General features: G+C 70.4%; 22 protein-coding genes and 3 pseudogenes. 15 read left to right on the top strand and 10 right to left on the bottom strand.

From position 1 onward, the window contains the following. Positions 1-483: 483 nt before the first annotated feature. The gene (locus tag IPJ61_RS18355; RefSeq protein ID WP_297111224.1) at positions 484-705 is read right to left on the bottom strand and encodes a hypothetical protein; all 222 of its coding nucleotides are present in this window, start codon (positions 703-705) and stop codon (positions 484-486) included. Between the two features lie 729 nt (positions 706-1434). Between IPJ61_RS18355 and IPJ61_RS18360 the strand changes: the two genes are divergently transcribed. Beyond that, a complete protein-coding gene (locus tag IPJ61_RS18360) occupies positions 1435-1626 on the top strand; it encodes a hypothetical protein (RefSeq protein WP_297111227.1) in 192 nt (63 codons plus the stop codon). Positions 1627-2056: 430 nt separating this feature from the next. On the opposite strand, the gene IPJ61_RS18365 is transcribed toward IPJ61_RS18360, so the two are convergent. Next, positions 2057-2254: a hypothetical protein gene (locus IPJ61_RS18365; protein ID WP_297111230.1), complete on the bottom strand. Its 198-nt coding sequence runs from the start codon at positions 2252-2254 to the stop codon at positions 2057-2059. Positions 2255-2425: 171 nt separating this feature from the next. Here IPJ61_RS18365 and IPJ61_RS22400 point away from each other — a divergent pair, with 171 nt between their 5' ends. The 11 genes and pseudogenes from IPJ61_RS22400 to IPJ61_RS18415 all read left to right on the top strand — a co-directional run bounded on the left by IPJ61_RS22400 (position 2426) and on the right by IPJ61_RS18415 (position 8207). Beyond that, a complete protein-coding gene (locus tag IPJ61_RS22400) occupies positions 2426-2779 on the top strand; it encodes a hypothetical protein (RefSeq protein ID WP_366505894.1) in 354 nt (117 codons plus the stop codon). 340 nt (positions 2780-3119) lie between these two features. Then, positions 3120-3263: a hypothetical protein gene (locus IPJ61_RS18375; protein WP_297111237.1), complete on the top strand. Its 144-nt coding sequence runs from the start codon at positions 3120-3122 to the stop codon at positions 3261-3263. Then, positions 3260-3652 (top strand): annotated as a pseudogene (locus IPJ61_RS22405) (UvrD-helicase domain-containing protein); the annotation flags it as partial. The gene IPJ61_RS18375 and the pseudogene IPJ61_RS22405, both read left to right, overlap by 4 nt. A 94-nt stretch (positions 3653-3746) precedes the next feature. Further along, positions 3747-4382, top strand: a complete 636-nt coding sequence (locus IPJ61_RS18380; protein ID WP_297111240.1) for a UvrD-helicase domain-containing protein — start codon at positions 3747-3749, stop codon at positions 4380-4382. Next, entirely contained in the window at positions 4331-4882 is a 552-nt protein-coding gene (locus tag IPJ61_RS18385) for a 3'-5' exonuclease (protein WP_297111243.1), read from the top strand. Before IPJ61_RS18380 ends, IPJ61_RS18385 begins: the two co-directional genes overlap by 52 nt. 234 nt (positions 4883-5116) lie before the next feature. Continuing rightward, complete coding sequence (locus tag IPJ61_RS18390; RefSeq protein WP_297111246.1) at positions 5117-5401, top strand: hypothetical protein; 285 nt, start codon at positions 5117-5119, stop codon at positions 5399-5401. Further along, complete coding sequence (locus IPJ61_RS18395; RefSeq protein ID WP_297111250.1) at positions 5398-6051, top strand: PDDEXK family nuclease; 654 nt, start codon at positions 5398-5400, stop codon at positions 6049-6051. The genes IPJ61_RS18390 and IPJ61_RS18395 overlap by 4 nt, the downstream gene beginning before the upstream one ends. A 124-nt stretch (positions 6052-6175) precedes the next feature. Next, positions 6176-6436, top strand: coding sequence for a hypothetical protein (locus IPJ61_RS18400; protein WP_459251315.1), 261 nt, complete (start codon positions 6176-6178; stop codon positions 6434-6436). Then, the gene (locus tag IPJ61_RS18405) at positions 6429-6866 is read left to right on the top strand and encodes a hypothetical protein (RefSeq protein ID WP_297111329.1); all 438 of its coding nucleotides are present in this window, start codon (positions 6429-6431) and stop codon (positions 6864-6866) included. The genes IPJ61_RS18400 and IPJ61_RS18405 overlap by 8 nt, the downstream gene beginning before the upstream one ends. A gap of 88 nt (positions 6867-6954) precedes the next feature. Continuing rightward, positions 6955-7233 carry an AAA family ATPase gene (locus IPJ61_RS18410; RefSeq protein WP_297111304.1) on the top strand — a complete coding sequence of 93 codons (279 nt, stop codon included), beginning with the start codon at positions 6955-6957 and terminating at the stop codon, positions 7231-7233. Next, positions 7128-8207 carry an ATP-binding domain-containing protein gene (locus IPJ61_RS18415; protein WP_297111307.1) on the top strand — a complete coding sequence of 360 codons (1080 nt, stop codon included), beginning with the start codon at positions 7128-7130 and terminating at the stop codon, positions 8205-8207. The genes IPJ61_RS18410 and IPJ61_RS18415 overlap by 106 nt, the downstream gene beginning before the upstream one ends. 93 nt (positions 8208-8300) lie before the next feature. Here IPJ61_RS18415 and IPJ61_RS18420 read toward each other — a convergent pair whose 3' ends face one another. From IPJ61_RS18420 to IPJ61_RS18440, 5 genes and pseudogenes are all read right to left on the bottom strand, one after another. Beyond that, positions 8301-8429: a hypothetical protein gene (locus tag IPJ61_RS18420; protein ID WP_297111253.1), complete on the bottom strand. Its 129-nt coding sequence runs from the start codon at positions 8427-8429 to the stop codon at positions 8301-8303. An 11-nt stretch (positions 8430-8440) separates the two neighbouring features. Beyond that, positions 8441-8620, bottom strand: a complete 180-nt coding sequence (locus tag IPJ61_RS18425) for a fibronectin type III-like domain-contianing protein (RefSeq protein ID WP_297111310.1) — start codon at positions 8618-8620, stop codon at positions 8441-8443. Further along, positions 8617-9195: a glycoside hydrolase family 3 C-terminal domain-containing protein gene (locus IPJ61_RS18430; RefSeq protein ID WP_366505905.1), complete on the bottom strand. Its 579-nt coding sequence runs from the start codon at positions 9193-9195 to the stop codon at positions 8617-8619. The genes IPJ61_RS18425 and IPJ61_RS18430 overlap by 4 nt, the downstream gene beginning before the upstream one ends. Further along, a pseudogene (locus tag IPJ61_RS18435) lies at positions 9134-9316 on the bottom strand (glycoside hydrolase family 3 C-terminal domain-containing protein); the annotation flags it as partial. The pseudogene IPJ61_RS18435 and the gene IPJ61_RS18430, both read right to left, overlap by 62 nt. 47 nt (positions 9317-9363) lie before the next feature. Next, positions 9364-10245, bottom strand: coding sequence for a glycoside hydrolase family 3 protein (locus IPJ61_RS18440; protein WP_366505907.1), 882 nt, complete (start codon positions 10243-10245; stop codon positions 9364-9366). A 293-nt stretch (positions 10246-10538) separates the two neighbouring features. On the opposite strand from IPJ61_RS18440, the gene IPJ61_RS18445 reads away from it, so the two are divergent. From IPJ61_RS18445 to IPJ61_RS18455, 3 genes are all read left to right on the top strand, one after another. Continuing rightward, the gene (locus IPJ61_RS18445) at positions 10539-10760 is read left to right on the top strand and encodes a hypothetical protein (RefSeq protein ID WP_297111256.1); all 222 of its coding nucleotides are present in this window, start codon (positions 10539-10541) and stop codon (positions 10758-10760) included. A gap of 84 nt (positions 10761-10844) precedes the next feature. Beyond that, entirely contained in the window at positions 10845-11585 is a 741-nt protein-coding gene (locus IPJ61_RS18450; RefSeq protein WP_297111258.1) for an MFS transporter, read from the top strand. 220 nt (positions 11586-11805) lie between these two features. Continuing rightward, a complete protein-coding gene (locus tag IPJ61_RS18455) occupies positions 11806-12405 on the top strand; it encodes a TetR/AcrR family transcriptional regulator (RefSeq protein WP_297111260.1) in 600 nt (199 codons plus the stop codon). Here IPJ61_RS18455 and IPJ61_RS18460 read toward each other — a convergent pair. From IPJ61_RS18460 to IPJ61_RS18470, 3 genes and pseudogenes are all read right to left on the bottom strand, one after another. Then, positions 12392-12730, bottom strand: a complete 339-nt coding sequence (locus IPJ61_RS18460) for a fibronectin type III-like domain-contianing protein (RefSeq protein WP_297106442.1) — start codon at positions 12728-12730, stop codon at positions 12392-12394. The two genes, IPJ61_RS18455 and IPJ61_RS18460, sit on opposite strands and share 14 nt — an antisense overlap. Before the next feature lie 81 nt (positions 12731-12811). Then, a pseudogene (locus tag IPJ61_RS18465) lies at positions 12812-13249 on the bottom strand (glycoside hydrolase family 3 protein); the annotation flags it as partial. Further along, positions 13138-14670, bottom strand: a complete 1533-nt coding sequence (locus IPJ61_RS18470; RefSeq protein WP_366505899.1) for a glycoside hydrolase family 3 protein — start codon at positions 14668-14670, stop codon at positions 13138-13140. The pseudogene IPJ61_RS18465 and the gene IPJ61_RS18470, both read right to left, overlap by 112 nt. Between the last annotated feature and the right edge of the window lie 34 nt (positions 14671-14704).

Here is a 14704-nt window from a genome sequence, read left to right on the forward strand (position 1 = left end):
GCATCTCTCCTGCAGCGCGGGTGGTGAACGTGACAACGAGAGTCGCGGGGCTTGATAACGCCCGGTGGCCTGCGTAGGCCACCGGTGCGCTCGATCGCCCTCGTCTTGCCCGTGCCCGCGCCCGCGAGCACGACGACAGGCGCATCCAACAACGTCGCGACCTCCGCTGCTCGGGGTCAGCGCATCAGGATCAGCTACTCCGCCCGCCATTGGCGGCGAGCGCCACCATTAAACCCGAACCACCGGCCGGGAGGTTTTTTGTCTGAAGGGCAGATAAGTTGCCCCGACGTCGGAGGAGGTGATCGGACATGGCGCTTGATGTGATACTCGCCCACCACTGGTCGGCCCTGCTCGACGAACTCGCCGACCTCCGCACGCTGCACCGACCCGTTCACGCGCGGCCGGGTGATCGTATCCTCGCGTGCCACCGGCCCGCGTCGTCAGCCAGGAGGTCGCCCAACGGGGCATCTCGGAGGGCATCTCCTACGTGACGCTGCGCGGCCCCGCCGGGAGCTTGCCGACAGCGCGGGCGTCAGACGCGCTCTCCACTGGCGGGGCACGCTCGATCTCGCCACCTGGGAAGCGGTCGGCGCGCTCGCTGAGGAGTTCCCCGCGCTGGCGCATGCAGCCACCCCGAAGCGCCCGGGTGGGCGCCGCCGCGCCGTCTCCACCCGTCTGCGCGCCTCCAGCGCTGGTATCGACCACGCACCGGACCTGCTCAGACCACCTGGCTCGATGGCGCGGACGACGGACCTGGCGGCGTCGACCTGCCCGAGCACCTCGCCTCAGCAGCCGGAACTGGTCAGGGGGCACGGCGCTCGCGCTCGAGGTCGACCCACGGAGACGCTCCCGCCCTCGCCGACGCCGCTCGGCGCTTGACGGCTGCCCGCTGGTGTTCGCGTGTGGACGAGGTGACCGCGGGCGACCGGACGCTACTGCAGGCCCTGGCCGAGGTGTCGGCCTCGTGGCGCTGCAACCGGTCGGCGCCCGGCGCCGGTTGGGTAGAACCGCTGAGGTAGCGTCCACGACGCCCTTCAGCTCCTCCTCCCCGCCGCGGTCGCGATCCACGACTCGCGTGGCCCGCGCGACGGGTCAGGTGCTCCGCGACGAGCTGACCCGGGCCTTCGTCGCGGACGAGACCTTGGAGCCGCGCGACGTCCTGATCGTGTGCCCACGGCCAGCACGCTACGCCACCTCCTGGACGCCGCGTTCGCTCGCCGGCGCACGCAGGCCGGACGCTCGCGTACACGCACGGCCGGTCGGAGGGCCAGGACACGAACGACGTCCTCGACGCCGTGGTGGCGCTGCGGCTCGGCGACGGGCGCGCCACCTCCAGCGGGCTGCTCGAACTCCTCACCAGCCCACCGCTCGCGCATCGGTGGGGCTTCGCGGACCGCAGACGGTGACCGAATCCATCGCCGCCGCGGGCATCCGATGGGGGCGACGCCCGGCACCGCGCCTCCTTCCGATCTGGGCGACGTCGCACGAAACACGTGGATGCGCGGGCTCGACCGGCTGCTGGTCGGCCTGGCCGTCCTCGCCACCACCGATTCTGGCCTCGGCCTGACGGGAACCGACGCCGTCGGCTCGTCCGATCTCTCGACCGTGGGCGCACTCAAGTACTGAGCGGAATCCGTCGGCTGGAGCGCGACCTCCGCAGCACCCGCGACCGTGCCCGAGTGGGCGGCGCCACCCGCGGGCTGCTGACCGACCTCGTCGGGGTGGGCTGGGGCGACCAGTGGCAGCTGTTCGGCCTGACGCGGTTGCTGGCCGGGCTGCAGCGCGCGACCACCTGAGCGGCAGACGACCCTCACGCGGCACGAGTTCGCGCACCCTCCTCGCCGACGCGGGGCGCCGCCTCGGCTCCATGGTCGACACAGGTAACGGGTCGCTGGTGGCTGGCCCGGCTCGGCGAGCTGCCGCACGTGGGGTTCCGCCTCGTCGCCTTGCTCGGCACGTCACCGACGACGCGGTCCCCGCGGCCGCGGCGGCTCCGTCGCCGGCGCCGTCGACCTGGGAGGCCGCACCGGACGAGCGCGCGCGGCGTCAGGCCCAGCTATTCGCCCACGCCGCCGCCGCGCAGAAGCTGCTCGTGGTGCGGCAGCCGGTTCAGCTCGCATACCAACGACGAGGTCGCGCCGCCCGCGGCCATCGACTGGCTGGTTGAACGGCTAGGCGTCGAGGCCGACGTGCGGACGCATCCGTCGACAGCGACGGCAGACGCCAACTTCATCAAGCCCGCAAGCTTCGACACGCAGGCGCTCCGTGGGCCGCCAGGCTCGGCGCGGCGCCGGCGGCACGGTCGCCAGAATCGCCCGGCGGCGCGACCGGGCAGAGCGCCGCCCGTCGGTGCGGTCCCGGCGCAGGTGACCCTTACGCAGCTGGAGCGCTTCCTCGCCGACCCTGCCAGGCGTTTCTCCGCTCGGTGGCCGGTATCCCGCTCTACCAGTCGGCGGCTGTGCGGGACGAGCTACCGCTCGACCTGGTCGGACTGGAGAAATGGAAGGTGGTCACGGCGCTGGTGGGCTCGCTGCGGTCGGGTGCGACGCTGCGGTCGGTGATCGACCGCTTCCAGAGTCGCGAGGAACTACCGCCGGGCTCCTCGGCAAGGTCGCGTTCGACGAGGCGAAGGCCGACGCCGTCCGCCTGTGGAACGAGGCGGGGCCGCGGTAGCAGCGTCCGATCACGGACCACGCCGTCGACATCGAGGTGGACATCCCGCCCCTCGGCCGGGTACGCGTCGTCGACTCCGTGCGCTGCCGCGGCGGCGAAGCCTTGACCGTCACCGCGAGCAGGAGCGAGCAGACTCGTGCGGCCCTGGCTTGAGGCGCTGGCGCTAACCGCGTTGGGCCTGCCCACCACCGGGCGCGCGGTGCGCTTCGGGAGGCTCCCAACACCTATGAAGACCAGGTATTGGCCACCGGCGTCGGCGGGCCGGACCGTGAGGGCGGCACGGGCACGGCTGTCGGCGGTCATGCGCGCCTACGCGCTCGGGCAGCACCGCCTGCTGCCCGTGCCCCTCACCCGCGATCGCCTACGCCGATGCCCAGGCCGCCGGGACCTTCCGGCAGGCAGACTGGACCGGACCCACCGACTGGACGACCAGGGTGTGGCCCGGCATGGAGGACTCGTGGCGCCTGTTCTTCGACGACGACCTGAACGAACTCTTCGTCGATGCCCCGCTCGCCGAGGACCCACAGGGCACGTCGGCCTTCGAGGCCTGGGCGCTCGCGCTGTGCAGGAACATGCGGGGTCGCCGATGAGTGATTTCGACCTTGCGGGTCCGCTGCCGACGGAGACGACGCTGCCCGAGGCCAGCGCAGGCACCGGCAAGACCTACGCGATCGCCGCGCTGACCACGCGTTACCTCGCGGAGGCTGCGTTCGACGTCTCGGATCTCCTCCTGATCACCTTCGGAAACCACGCCGCGGGCGAGCTACGCAGCCGCGTGTTCGGCCCGCCTCCGCGAGACGCTGCGCGGCCTCGATCTCGTCGCCGCCGGCGAGCCCTCCCCGAGCCGGACCCCATCGTCGACCTGCTATCCGGCGTCGACGGCGCCCGCGCCCGACTCGCCGACGCCATCGCCCGCTTCACCGAGGCGACCATCGACACCACACACGGGTTCTGCCAGACGATGCTGCGCGGCTCGGCGTCCTCGGCGACTGGGACCCCACAGAGACCGTCGGGCCGGACCCGGAGTGCCTGGCCCGCGAGTGCGCCGCAGACACGTACCTTCGTCTGTTCCCGTGCCCAGGCCGATCCGCCGCTTTCCCCGCGGCAGGGCCTTCACATCGGCATCGCCGCAGCCACCACCACGTTGCCGCTCCTGCCGACGACGGCCCCATCACGAGTTCGCCGCCTCAGTGCGCGACGTGTACGAGCGCAGGAAGCGCACGGAAGGGCTCTGCACGTTCGACGACATCACCACGCGCCTGCGCCGCGCGCTCGCCGACAAGTCCATCCGCGACCTGGTCCGCTCCCGGCTGCGCGAGCGTTTCCCCGTTGTCCTCGTGGACGAGTTCAGGACACCGATCCGGACCAATGGGAGATCATCGAGAACGCATTCGTCGCGCCGGCCGTCCCACGGTCCTGATCGGCGATCGAAGCAGTCCATTTACGGCTTCCGCGGCGCGGACCTGAACAACTATCTGGCAGCGCGGCGCGCGGCGACCGTGTCGACGCTCGGCACCAACCATCGCTCGGACGGCCCGCTGGTGCAGGGCATCGTCGATCTGTTCTCGGGCGTGACCATGGGTGCGGACGAGGTGGTCATCGGGCCTGTCGGGGCGAAGCACGAGACCGCACGGCTGGACGTGCCCGGAAGCGCCGTGTGTGGCTGCGGCGCTGCAGCGGCCTCAGCGGGTCGGCAGATGAGGCCATAGCGAAGGACGTCATCCTGCAGATCCAGCTGCTGCTCGCCCACGAAGTGAAGCTCAGCGATATCGCGGTCCTCATGCGCACGGGGCGCCGGGCCCAGCAGTTGCGCGCTGCTCTCACCAGAGCCGGCCTGCCGGCGGTGCTGACCAGCAGCCAGGCCGTCTGGCGACAGCCGGCGGCCACGCACTGGCTGACGCTGTTGACAGCGCTGGCCGACCCCCGCCAGGCGAACATCCGCCTGGCCTCGCTGACCACCGCTGATCGGCTCCGAGTTCGCCACGCTCCTGCACGACGGCGGCCCCGAGCCTGCGCGCGTCAGCACCCTGCTCCGGGGCTCGCCGTAGCCTTCGGCAAAGGGCGGCGCCGGGGCGGTGCTCACCCATCTCCGCGCCGCCGAGCGCCCGAGGAGCGGCTGCTGAGCAAGCCCGACGGCGACCGCCTCCTCGCAGACACCGCGCACCTGGCCGAGCTCCTCGACGCCCGGGCGGCTCCCTCAGCGCGTTGACGGCGCTGCTCACGGAGCGCGCCTCCGGCCCGGACGACGACGATGCCATCCGCGTGGCGACGGACGCGCCATCCATCCGCGTGATGACCATGCACGCCGCGAAGGGCAGGTTCCCCATCGTGCTGTTGCCCGAGACCGACGGCACCGCGCCGCGGCGGTCGCGGCCATTCACCCTGATTGAGGAGGGTCGCCGCCACCTCTACATCGGCCCCCCCGCCGGACTGGCGCGACGACGTGACGAAGGACCTGGATCAGCAGTCGCTCGCCGAGGAGCTGCGGCTGCTCTATGTCGGCTTCACCCGGGCGAAGCACCTGGCCATCGCCTGGCACGTCGACCGCGCCAACAACACCACGACGCGCAGCCCACTCACGCACCTGCTTGCTCGCCGCGGCTGGAAGCCGAAGCGGCCCTACTCGACGCTGACCTGGCCGTCGGGCCTTGTGCAGAACTCGCGGTTCGCCGACGCGCCCCGCCTGCCCCGTGGGCCGGCCCGCAGGGGCAGGCGCCTCCGGAGATGAGGGCCGAGGCGTTCGACCGCATCATCGACCAGACGTGGCGCCGAACCTCCTACTCGGGCCTGACCGCCGGGCTCCACGACGCCCCCGCGGGAACGGTCGCCGACGAGCCGGAGTCCCTCGGTTTCGACACGCCGCTGGTCGATCCGGTGTCGGTCCTTGGAACCCGAGACTCCCGGCGCGAAGCGCGGGTCCATGTCGAAAGGTCGGCGCGTATTTCTGGACTCGACCGCAGCTCCCCGATGGCGGATCTCCCTGCGGGCGCGGGCTTTGGCACCCTCGTCCACGCCGTGCTCGAACGTCTCGACTGGGCGCCGGACGCCGTGGAGGCGCAGGCACCCGTGCTGGTCGCCGAGCTTGCGCCTGAGCTCGGTCTCACGAAGTCCGAGGCCGCTCAACTCGCCGCCGCACTCGTCGACGTCTGCCGCACGCCGCTGCTCCCGGTCTCCGACCTCGCCCTGACCGACCTGCCTGTGACCGACCGGCTCCGGAACTCGACTTCGACCTCCCCTCGCCGACGCCGGTGCCCCGGCGACACTCACCGACCTCGCCGACCTGATGGCCGCCTGGCTGCCGCCGACGACCTGCTCGCGCCCTACCCGGCGAGGCTGCGCGCGTCGAGGCCGCCGACGCCGTCCTCAACGGCTTCTTGACCGGCTCGATCGATGCGGTCCTCCGGCTACCGGACGAGCGCTACGTCGTCGTGGACTACAAGACCAACCGCCTGGCCCCAGCGCGGCCGACGACCTGACGCTCGCCCACTACGCGCCGTCTCCGATGGCCGAGGCCATGATGGCAGCGCACTATCCGCTGCAGGCGATGCTGTACTGCGTGGCACTGCACCGCTTCCTCGGCAGCCGACTCCTCGGCTACGATCCGGCGCGGCACCTGGGCGGTGTCGGCTACCTGTTCGTCCGCGGTATGGCGGGGGCGGCCACCCCGATCGTCGACGGCACCAGCTGCGGCATCTTCGGCTGGTTCCGCCCCGCAGGCCTCACTGTCGCCGCATCCGAGCTCCTGGGAGGCCGTCGTGCGTGAGCGCCCCATCGCCGCCACTGGCGTCCTCGCCGCGTTCTGCGACGCGAACCTGCTGAGCCTCGTCGACTTCCACCTCGCGCGCCGCGTTGGTGACCTCGCGGGCGAGGCGAACCCCACCGTCCATCTCGCGTTCGCGCTCGCGGTGCGCGAGCTGCGGCTGGGATCTGTCTGCGTCGACCTCGCGACCGCCGCCGCCGAGCTCCGCCCCGAGCTCGACGGCGAGGACGACGTGGACGTCGCCGCCCTCGCCTGGCCGGAACCGTCGGCGTGGCTCGCGGCTGTGGCGGCGTCTCCCGCGGTCGCGGGACCCGACGGGGAGGGCGTGCCTTCCGGCTGGACGGATCGCTGCTGTATCTCGACCGGTACTGGAGGGGCAGGAGCGTCGGCTTGCCCACCTGCTTCGCGTCCGCAGCGACGCGGCGCCCGGTGAACCCCTCCCTCTCCCCGAGCTGCCCACGCAGTTCGACGACCACCAGCGCGCGGCGGTCACCGCGGCCCTCGCACACACGACCACGGTCATCACCGGCGGCCCGGGCACCGGCAAGACCACCATCGTCACCGAGCTCCTGACCGCGCTTGCCCCGTCTTCACCGCGCGTGGCGCTGTGCGCGCCGACAGGCAAGGCAACCGCTCGGCTGCTCACCACTGTCGGGGCGCTGGCGGCCGACGTGGGGGCACCCTGCACAAGCTGCTGGGGCTTCGGCCTCGCTCCGCGGAGACGGAGTTCGGGCCGGACAATCCGCTGCCGTTCGACGTCGTGGTTGTCGACGAAACGTCGATGGTGTCCCTGGAGCTGATGGCGCTGCTGCTCGGCGCCCTTTCCCCTGAGACGCGCCTGATCCTGCTGGGAGACCCGCACCAGCTGAGGTCTGTCGAGGCCGGAGCGGTCCTCGCCGACATCGAGGCCGCCGACGACCTCGTCCACGCGCCGGGCGGCGCCATCGCCCACCTGGTGCACAACTACCGCTCAACCCCAGATCAACGCCTTCGCGTCCGCCATCCTCGCCGGCGACGAGGCCGCGGCGCGCGCCGCCGTCGACACGGGTCCGGCGATCCAGCTGATCAGCTTCGACGGCGAAACGGACCCCGCGCAGCTCGCCACGGTCAGGCTGACGCGCTCGACATCGCCGAGGGCGTCCGTGCCTACGCGCTCGCCGGCGACGGTGTGCGCGCAAACGCCTGGTTGGGCCGGCACCGCATCCTGTGCGGCCATCGCGAGGACCGTTCGGCGTCGCACTGGGCGCGCTCCGTGCGCGGCTGGCTGGCGGGCAGGCTCCCCGCCTACGGCTTCGATGGCCGCGCCTACATCGGTCAGCCGCTGCTCATCCAGCACAACAGCGACCTGTTCAGCAACGGTGACACCGCCGTGGTCGTCGCCGGACCCGGAGGCGCGCCGCTGGCGGCCGTCGACCGTCCCGACGGCCTCCTCACGGTCTCTCCCGCGCTGCTCGATGACGCCGCGGATCTGCATGCGATGACGATCCACAAGTCGCAGGGAAGCCAGTTCGACCGCGTGTCCGTCGTTCTTCCGCCGCCCGGGTCGCCGCTACTGACCCGCGAGCTGCTGTACACGGCCGTGACGCGCGCCCACGAGGGCGTGCGCCTCTATGGTCCGTGGGGGAGGCGCTGGCCGCGGCGATCCGCACTCCGGCTCGTCGCGCCAGCGGTTTGGGGCTCAGCCCTGCTGCGCCCTGGTGACCAGCTCCTCAATTTCTGCCCGCGGCAGCGCGAAGCCATCCAGGCGGCCGACGGAAGTTGCCGAGAACGGTGATGAGGGTGGTGTCCCCGCCGAACTTCGCGTCGATCGCCGCCTGGAGATCCGCGCCGACGACGGGGTCCTTCAGCAGCTCCTCGAACGAGGAGTTCATCGAGACCGGCAGCACCACGGCATCGCCCCCGAGGTCACTGTCGTCCGGGCGCGCAGGTCGCGGCTGGATGCGCCCACCTCGACGACGTACTCGCCGCCCTCGAGGATCCAGCGGTCGACCCGCACGTCCCAGTAGGTCAGCTCGGGCGGCGGAGCGTCAGGACGACGTCCTTGGTCTCTCCGGCCTCCAATGGAACGCTCGCGAACGCCTTCAGCTCGCGCGGCGGCCGCTGCACCGAGGATTCCGGCAGCGATGTGTAGGCCTGCACGACCTCGCGGCCCGCGACCGATCCCGTGTTCGTCACAGGAACCGTCACGACGACGTCGCCGTTCTCGGCGACCTCGGCCGAGGCGTCGCCATACGCAAACGTCGTGTAGGAGAGGCCGTGACCGAAGGGATAGGTGACATCGAGGCCTCGCTCGTCGTACCAGCGGTAGCCGACGAGCAGGCCCTCGCCGTAGCGCACGTGGCCGTGCTCGCGCCGGGAAGTTGCCGTAGGCCGGGGTGTCCTCGAGGCGCTGCGGGATGGTCTCCGCGAGGCGACCCGATGGTTGACGACGCCGTACAGTACGTCGGCCGTGCCGCCGCCCCGGCCCGACCGAGCAGCCATGCCTCGAGGATCGCGGGCACCTTCTCGACGAACGGCAGCGCGACGACACCGCCGTTGGACAGCACCACCACGACGTTGGCGTTCGCGGCGACGACCGCGTCGAGTAGCTCCAGCTGCGCCGCGGGCAGGTCGATGTGGGTGCGGTCGAAGCCTTCCGGACTCCTCCACGGCCGGCACGCCGAGGAAGACCACGACCACGTCAGCGGAGCCCGCGACGGTGACGGCCTCGTCGCGCAGCGCGGCCGCATCGCCCACGCCGTCGATCGAGAATCCTGCGGCATAGGCGACGTCGGTCGCCGCGAGCGCGCGGATCTCGCCCAGCGCCGTGTCCACCCGGGTCGGGTTGATCTTCGACGACCCTGCACCCTGGAACCGCGGGACCTCGGCGAACTCGCCGATCACGGCGACGCGCGCGTCCCGCGCGAGCGGCAGGATGGCGTCGTCGTTCTTCAACAGGACGATGGAGCGCCCGCCGCCTCGCGGGCGAGCGCGTGGTGCGTATCGACGTCGAGCGGGCCGTCGATCTTCGGGCGGGCCTTGGCCTTCGCCACCAGGTCGAGGAAGCGGTCGACGACGGTGTCCAGCGCGGACTCGTCCAGCCTTCCCTCGCGCACCGCAGCGACGACCTGTGTGTCTGTCCGACCGCCGCTGCCCGGCATCTCGAGGTCCATGCCTGCCTTCACGCCCTCGACGCGATCATTGACGGCGCCCCAGTCCGACACGACGAGGCCCTCGTACCCCCACTCCCCGCGCAGCACGTCGGTGAGCAACCACGGATCCTCGGAGGTGTACACGCCGTTGAGCCGGTTGTATGAGCACATCACGGTCCACGGCTGCGCGTCGGTGATCACCCGCTGGAACCCGCGCAGGTAGATCTCGCGCAGGGTGCGGGGGTCGACGTCGCTGGACACCCGGAGGCGATCGGTCTCCTGATTGTTGGCGGCGTAGTGCTTCAGCGACGAGCCGACGCCCCTTCGACTCGATGCCGCGGACCAGGCCGGTGCCCATCGCTCCTGAGACGATCCGGATCCTCGGACATGTACTCGAAGTTGCGTCCGCACATGCGAGCGCTTGATGTTGATGCCGGGGCCGAGGATCACCGCGACGTCCTCGATGGCCGACTCGACGCCGAGGGCCTCGCCGACGCGCTCCGCGAGCTCGGGATCCAGCTGGCGCTGAGCCCGACGGCGGGTGGGAAGCAGGTGGCGGGGACACTCTCGGCGAGCCCCAGGTGGTCGGTCGCACCGCCCTGCTTGCGGAGCCCGTGCGGGCCGTCGGTCAACATCATCGAAGAGATGCCGACGCGGTCGACCGCCTTCGTGGTCAGAAATCGGCGCCGCTCGTCAGCGACGCCTTCTCCTCGAGAGTGAGCGATGCCCTCTCTGCGAGCATTCGGTCCGAGGAACGGGGATCGGTCACAGTGGGACTCCTTCGTCGCGCGACACGCCCTCAACTTTTTCGTGAGAACGCTTGTGCGAGAAACCATAGCAGTCTAGGTTTTCACCTCAGGAAACCTGAGCGGGTCTGGGTTTCCAGCGAACTAGGGGTTGTCGGACGCTCCGGCTCATCGCTCGAGTACGGCGTCAGCGCGACACCCTTCAACAGACGAAGGAGTCACCCGACCATGGCGCACATCTCAGCGGGCGCGGCCGCGGCGGATCACGCGTTCCCAGAACCGACCGAGGCAGCGGACAAGAAGTATTCCCTCTGGCTCATCATCTTCCAGTTCTTCTTCTTCATCGCCCCGCTGGGACCGGCAATCGTCGGCATCGGCGTGAAGGTCACCGCGCTGCAGGAGGCAGGCGCGATCGTCGCCGTCGTCCCTGGATCCTCGTCGGCACCGTGATCATGACGGTCGGTCTCGCCGTCATGGCCGCCGGAGCGACCTTGACCATGGCGAGGCTGGTCGATCGCACAGCTCGGCGCGAACATGGCGCTGGCGCCCTTCATCGCCACCATCGCCGACCAGGTGCCGAGGTTCCAGCGCGGCAAGGTCACGGCTCTGCTGGGCATCGCTCAGAACGCTGGCATCGTCGGCGGCGTCTACGTCGCCAGCTGGTTCGGCTCGAGCCTGATTCTGATGTTCGTCCTGCCCGCGGTCATCGCCATCGTGGTCGCGATCGTGTTCTGCCTCGTGCTGCCCGACAAGGTGCTGCCCGCGAAGCCGCCGGCCATGACGCTGCGCGACTGGGCGGAGACCTTCTGGGTGAACCCGGCGAAGCACCCCGACTTCTCGATGGCCTGGTGGTCGCGCTTCCTGATCACCTTCGCGAGCTTCGGGTTCACCACCTTCCGCTTCGCGTACATGGGCCACCATCTCAACGTCCCCACCGCGGAGATCCCGGCCCTCATCGCCAACACGACGCTGGTCTACACCGCCGCGTTGATGATCACAGCGTGGATCGCGGGCATGTTGTCGGACCGCCTCGGCCGACGCAAGGTCTTCGTCTGGATCTCGACGGCCGTCTTCGCTCTGGGCACCTACATGCTGATCCACATCGAGAGCGTGACGCACTACTATCTCCTCGAGATCCTCCTGGGCGCGGCCTGGGGCGTCCATCGGCGTCGACCTGGCGCTGGTCGTCGATGTCCTCCCGAACCCGACGACGCCGGTAAGGACCTAGGCGTGTTCAACATCGCCAACGCCCTCCGCAGACCTTTGCCCCGATGATCGGCGGCATCGTGCTGGCTGCGACCGGCGGGCGGACGGCGGCGACTACGGTGTGGTTCACGATCTGTGCCGTCGCATGTCTGATCGGCGCAGTGGTAGTCATACCCATCAAAAAAGTTAAGTAAGTCCGTCGCGAGACCGGGCTGGAACTCTGGGCAAGCACTGATCAGTGGTTTCCTCAAGTTCCGGTCCGGTTTCGCGGTTTAGCAGGGTGATCACCATGAGTGCGCGCGGCCCGTATGCCAAGGGGGAGGCGAAGCGGAAGGAGATCCTCCGCGTCGCCCTTGAGGTCGTCGCGGAGATGGGGTGTCGCAGCGCCTCGAACCGGGAGATCGCGCGCCGTTCCGGGCTCAGTCAGGCCGGGCTCGCGCACTATTTCGGCTCCCGCGAGGAGTTGTACATGGCGCTCTTGCGGTCGCGAGACGAACGGGACACCGCCGAGTTCTGGAACCCGCAGCCCAACATCGAGGGGTTCCTTGCCCTGATCGACCACAACACGCAGGTTCCGGGGCTTGTGCAGCTCTACATCGAGTTCTCGGCAGAGGCCAGCATCGGGCTGCACCCCGCTCACGGATTCTTCACTGAGCGCTATGACTGGGTCCGACGCAACATCGCTCAGGCGGTGCGCGACGCGCAAGCTACGGGGGTCGTCGGCCCTGGCGCCGATCCCGACGAGGTGGGTGCGCTCCTGGTCGCGGCCGCCGACGGCCTTCAGCAGCAGTGGCTGCTCGACCGCTCGATCGACATGGCGGGGCAGCTACGCCGCCTCTGGGACGGCATCGTCGCGCATTCGCACCGGGTAGCGCTCACCTCACCGTGAATGCGACGCGTTGCGTCCACGGGTCTCGGCTGGACCTTCCGAGGCGCAGCTCGAACGCGCCGGGCTCGACGACCCGCTCCCCCTTCGCGTCCACGATGGCGAGATCCCTCACCGGAATCTCCAGCGCGACGCGCTTCTCTTCCCCCGCAGCCAGGTCGACCTGCAGGTAGCCCTTGAGCTCCTGGTCCGCCCAGCTGACCGAGGTGACCCGGTCGCTGACGTAGGCCTGCACGGTCTCCCTCACCGGGCGCTCCCCGACGTTGTGCAGCGTCAGCTTCGCGCGCAGCACGCCGTCGACGGCGACGCTCTCCTCGGCCAGGCGCACGTCCGAGTACTCGACCCAGGTGTAGGAGAGACCCTCGCCGAAGGCGAACGCCGGCGCCTGCGTGAGGTCGGCATAGCGGTCGCCGTGCTGGCCGCGGATCTGGTTGTAGTAGGTGGGCTGCTGCCCGGCGTGGCGCGCGAAGGAGATCGGCAGCCGCCCCGACGGCTCGATCAGGCCCAGCAGCAGCTCGGCGAGCGCGCGGCCGCCCTGCATGCCCGGGTTGGCCGCCCAGATGATCGCTCCGGCTTCGAGCGCCGATTGCGGAAGCACGAGCGGCTTGGACGCCAGCAGCACCACGATGAGCGGCGTGCCGGTTGCGGCAAGCGCGTCCAACAACGCGACCTGGCCGCCGATCAGGTCGAGCGTCGCAGTGGAGCGGCCCTCTCCGACGAGTTCGATGCGGTCGCCTACCACCGCGACGACGTAGTCGGCTCGGTCCGCGTCCGCCACGGCATCGGCGATGAGGGCGGCGTCCGGTTCACTCGGCGCGACCGGCGGCGGTCGCGGCTGGCCGTCGGGAAGTAGTCGCCGTCGGGGTGCGCGCCATGCGTGAGGATCTCGGCTCCGGGAGCGTGGGTCACCGACCAGTTCGCGGGCACCTGAGCGCGGATCCCGTTGAGCACGGTGGTGATCATGTCGCGGGGTTGGCCGTCGAGCCAGCCGGCCTGACCGGAGCCTCCGGCCCAGTCGCCCAGCTGGGTCTGGGCATCGTCGGCGAGCGGGCCGACGACCGCGATGCGGCGCGGAGCCCGGTCGCCTTCGGCCGCGCGGCCGGAGCGGTCGGCCGTGTATCCGCCGGCCAGCGGCAGCAGCCCTTCCTCGTTGCGGAGCAGTACCAGCGAACGGCGCGCGGCCTCCATGTTGAGCCGGGCGTGCGCGGCCGAGCCGATGGCCGTCTCGATGCGTTCCTGATTGGGGCGGCGGGGGTTCTCGAACAGGCCGAGCTCGAACTTCACCGTGAGGATTCGCGAGACCGCGGCGTCGAGGTCCGTCTCCTCCAGCAGCCCGTCGAGGATCGCGTCGAGCGCTCCCTGGAAGAAGCCAGGCGTGGTCATGACCATGTCGTTGCCGGCCTTGACGGCCGCGGCGGCGGCGTGCGCATAGTCGGGCTGCACCTGCTGCTCCCAGACCATGCGGCCGACGTTGTCCCAGTCGGTGATCAAGGTTCCGGTGTAACCCCACTCCCCGCGCGGGACGTCGGAGAGCAGCCATTCGTTGATGGTCACCGGCACGCCGTCGATCGTCTGATAGCCCAGCATGAACGTACGGCAGCCCTCGCGAGCGACGCGCTCGAAGGGCGGCAGGAACCAGGAACGGAGCTTGCGGTGCGAGATGTCGGCCTCGCTGGCGTCGCGCCCGCCCTGGGTCTCGGAGTAACCGGCGAAGTGCTTCGCGGTGGCGAGGATGGCCGTCTCGTCGGTCAGGCCCTTGCCTTGGTAGCCCTTGACCATCGCGGAGGCGAGTTCGCCGATCAGCATGGGATCCTCGCCGAAGGTCTCGCCGACACGACCCCACCGGAGGTCCCGCGCGATGCAGAGCACGGGCGAGAAGGTCCAGTGAATGCCGGTGGCCGCGGCCTCGACGGCGGTCGCCCTTGCGACACGCTGAAGGAGCTTCGCGTCCCACGACGCGGCCATGCCGAGCTGCGTCGGAAAGATCGTGGCGCCCTCCCAGAAGGAGTGGCCGTGAATGCAGTCCTCGCCCACGATCAGGGGGATGCGCAGACGCGTCTGCTCGGTCAGGTCGTGGGCCCGCAGCACGCGCTCCGGCGACGTGTGCAGAATGGAGCCGACGTGCACGCGCAGAACCTGATCGTCCAGATTCTCCCGTGCGTCGAGCTGCATCATCTGCCCGACCTTCTCCTCGACGGTCATCCGACCAAGCAGGTCGGCGACGCGTCGGGCGACGGGCAGGCTGGAGTCCTGGTAGGGCGCGGTCATAGTTCCATCCTCGCACACCCGGACCGCTAAAACC

It is taken from the genome of Tessaracoccus sp. (assembly GCF_016714275.1).
Taxonomy (GTDB): domain Bacteria; phylum Actinomycetota; class Actinomycetes; order Propionibacteriales; family Propionibacteriaceae; genus Arachnia.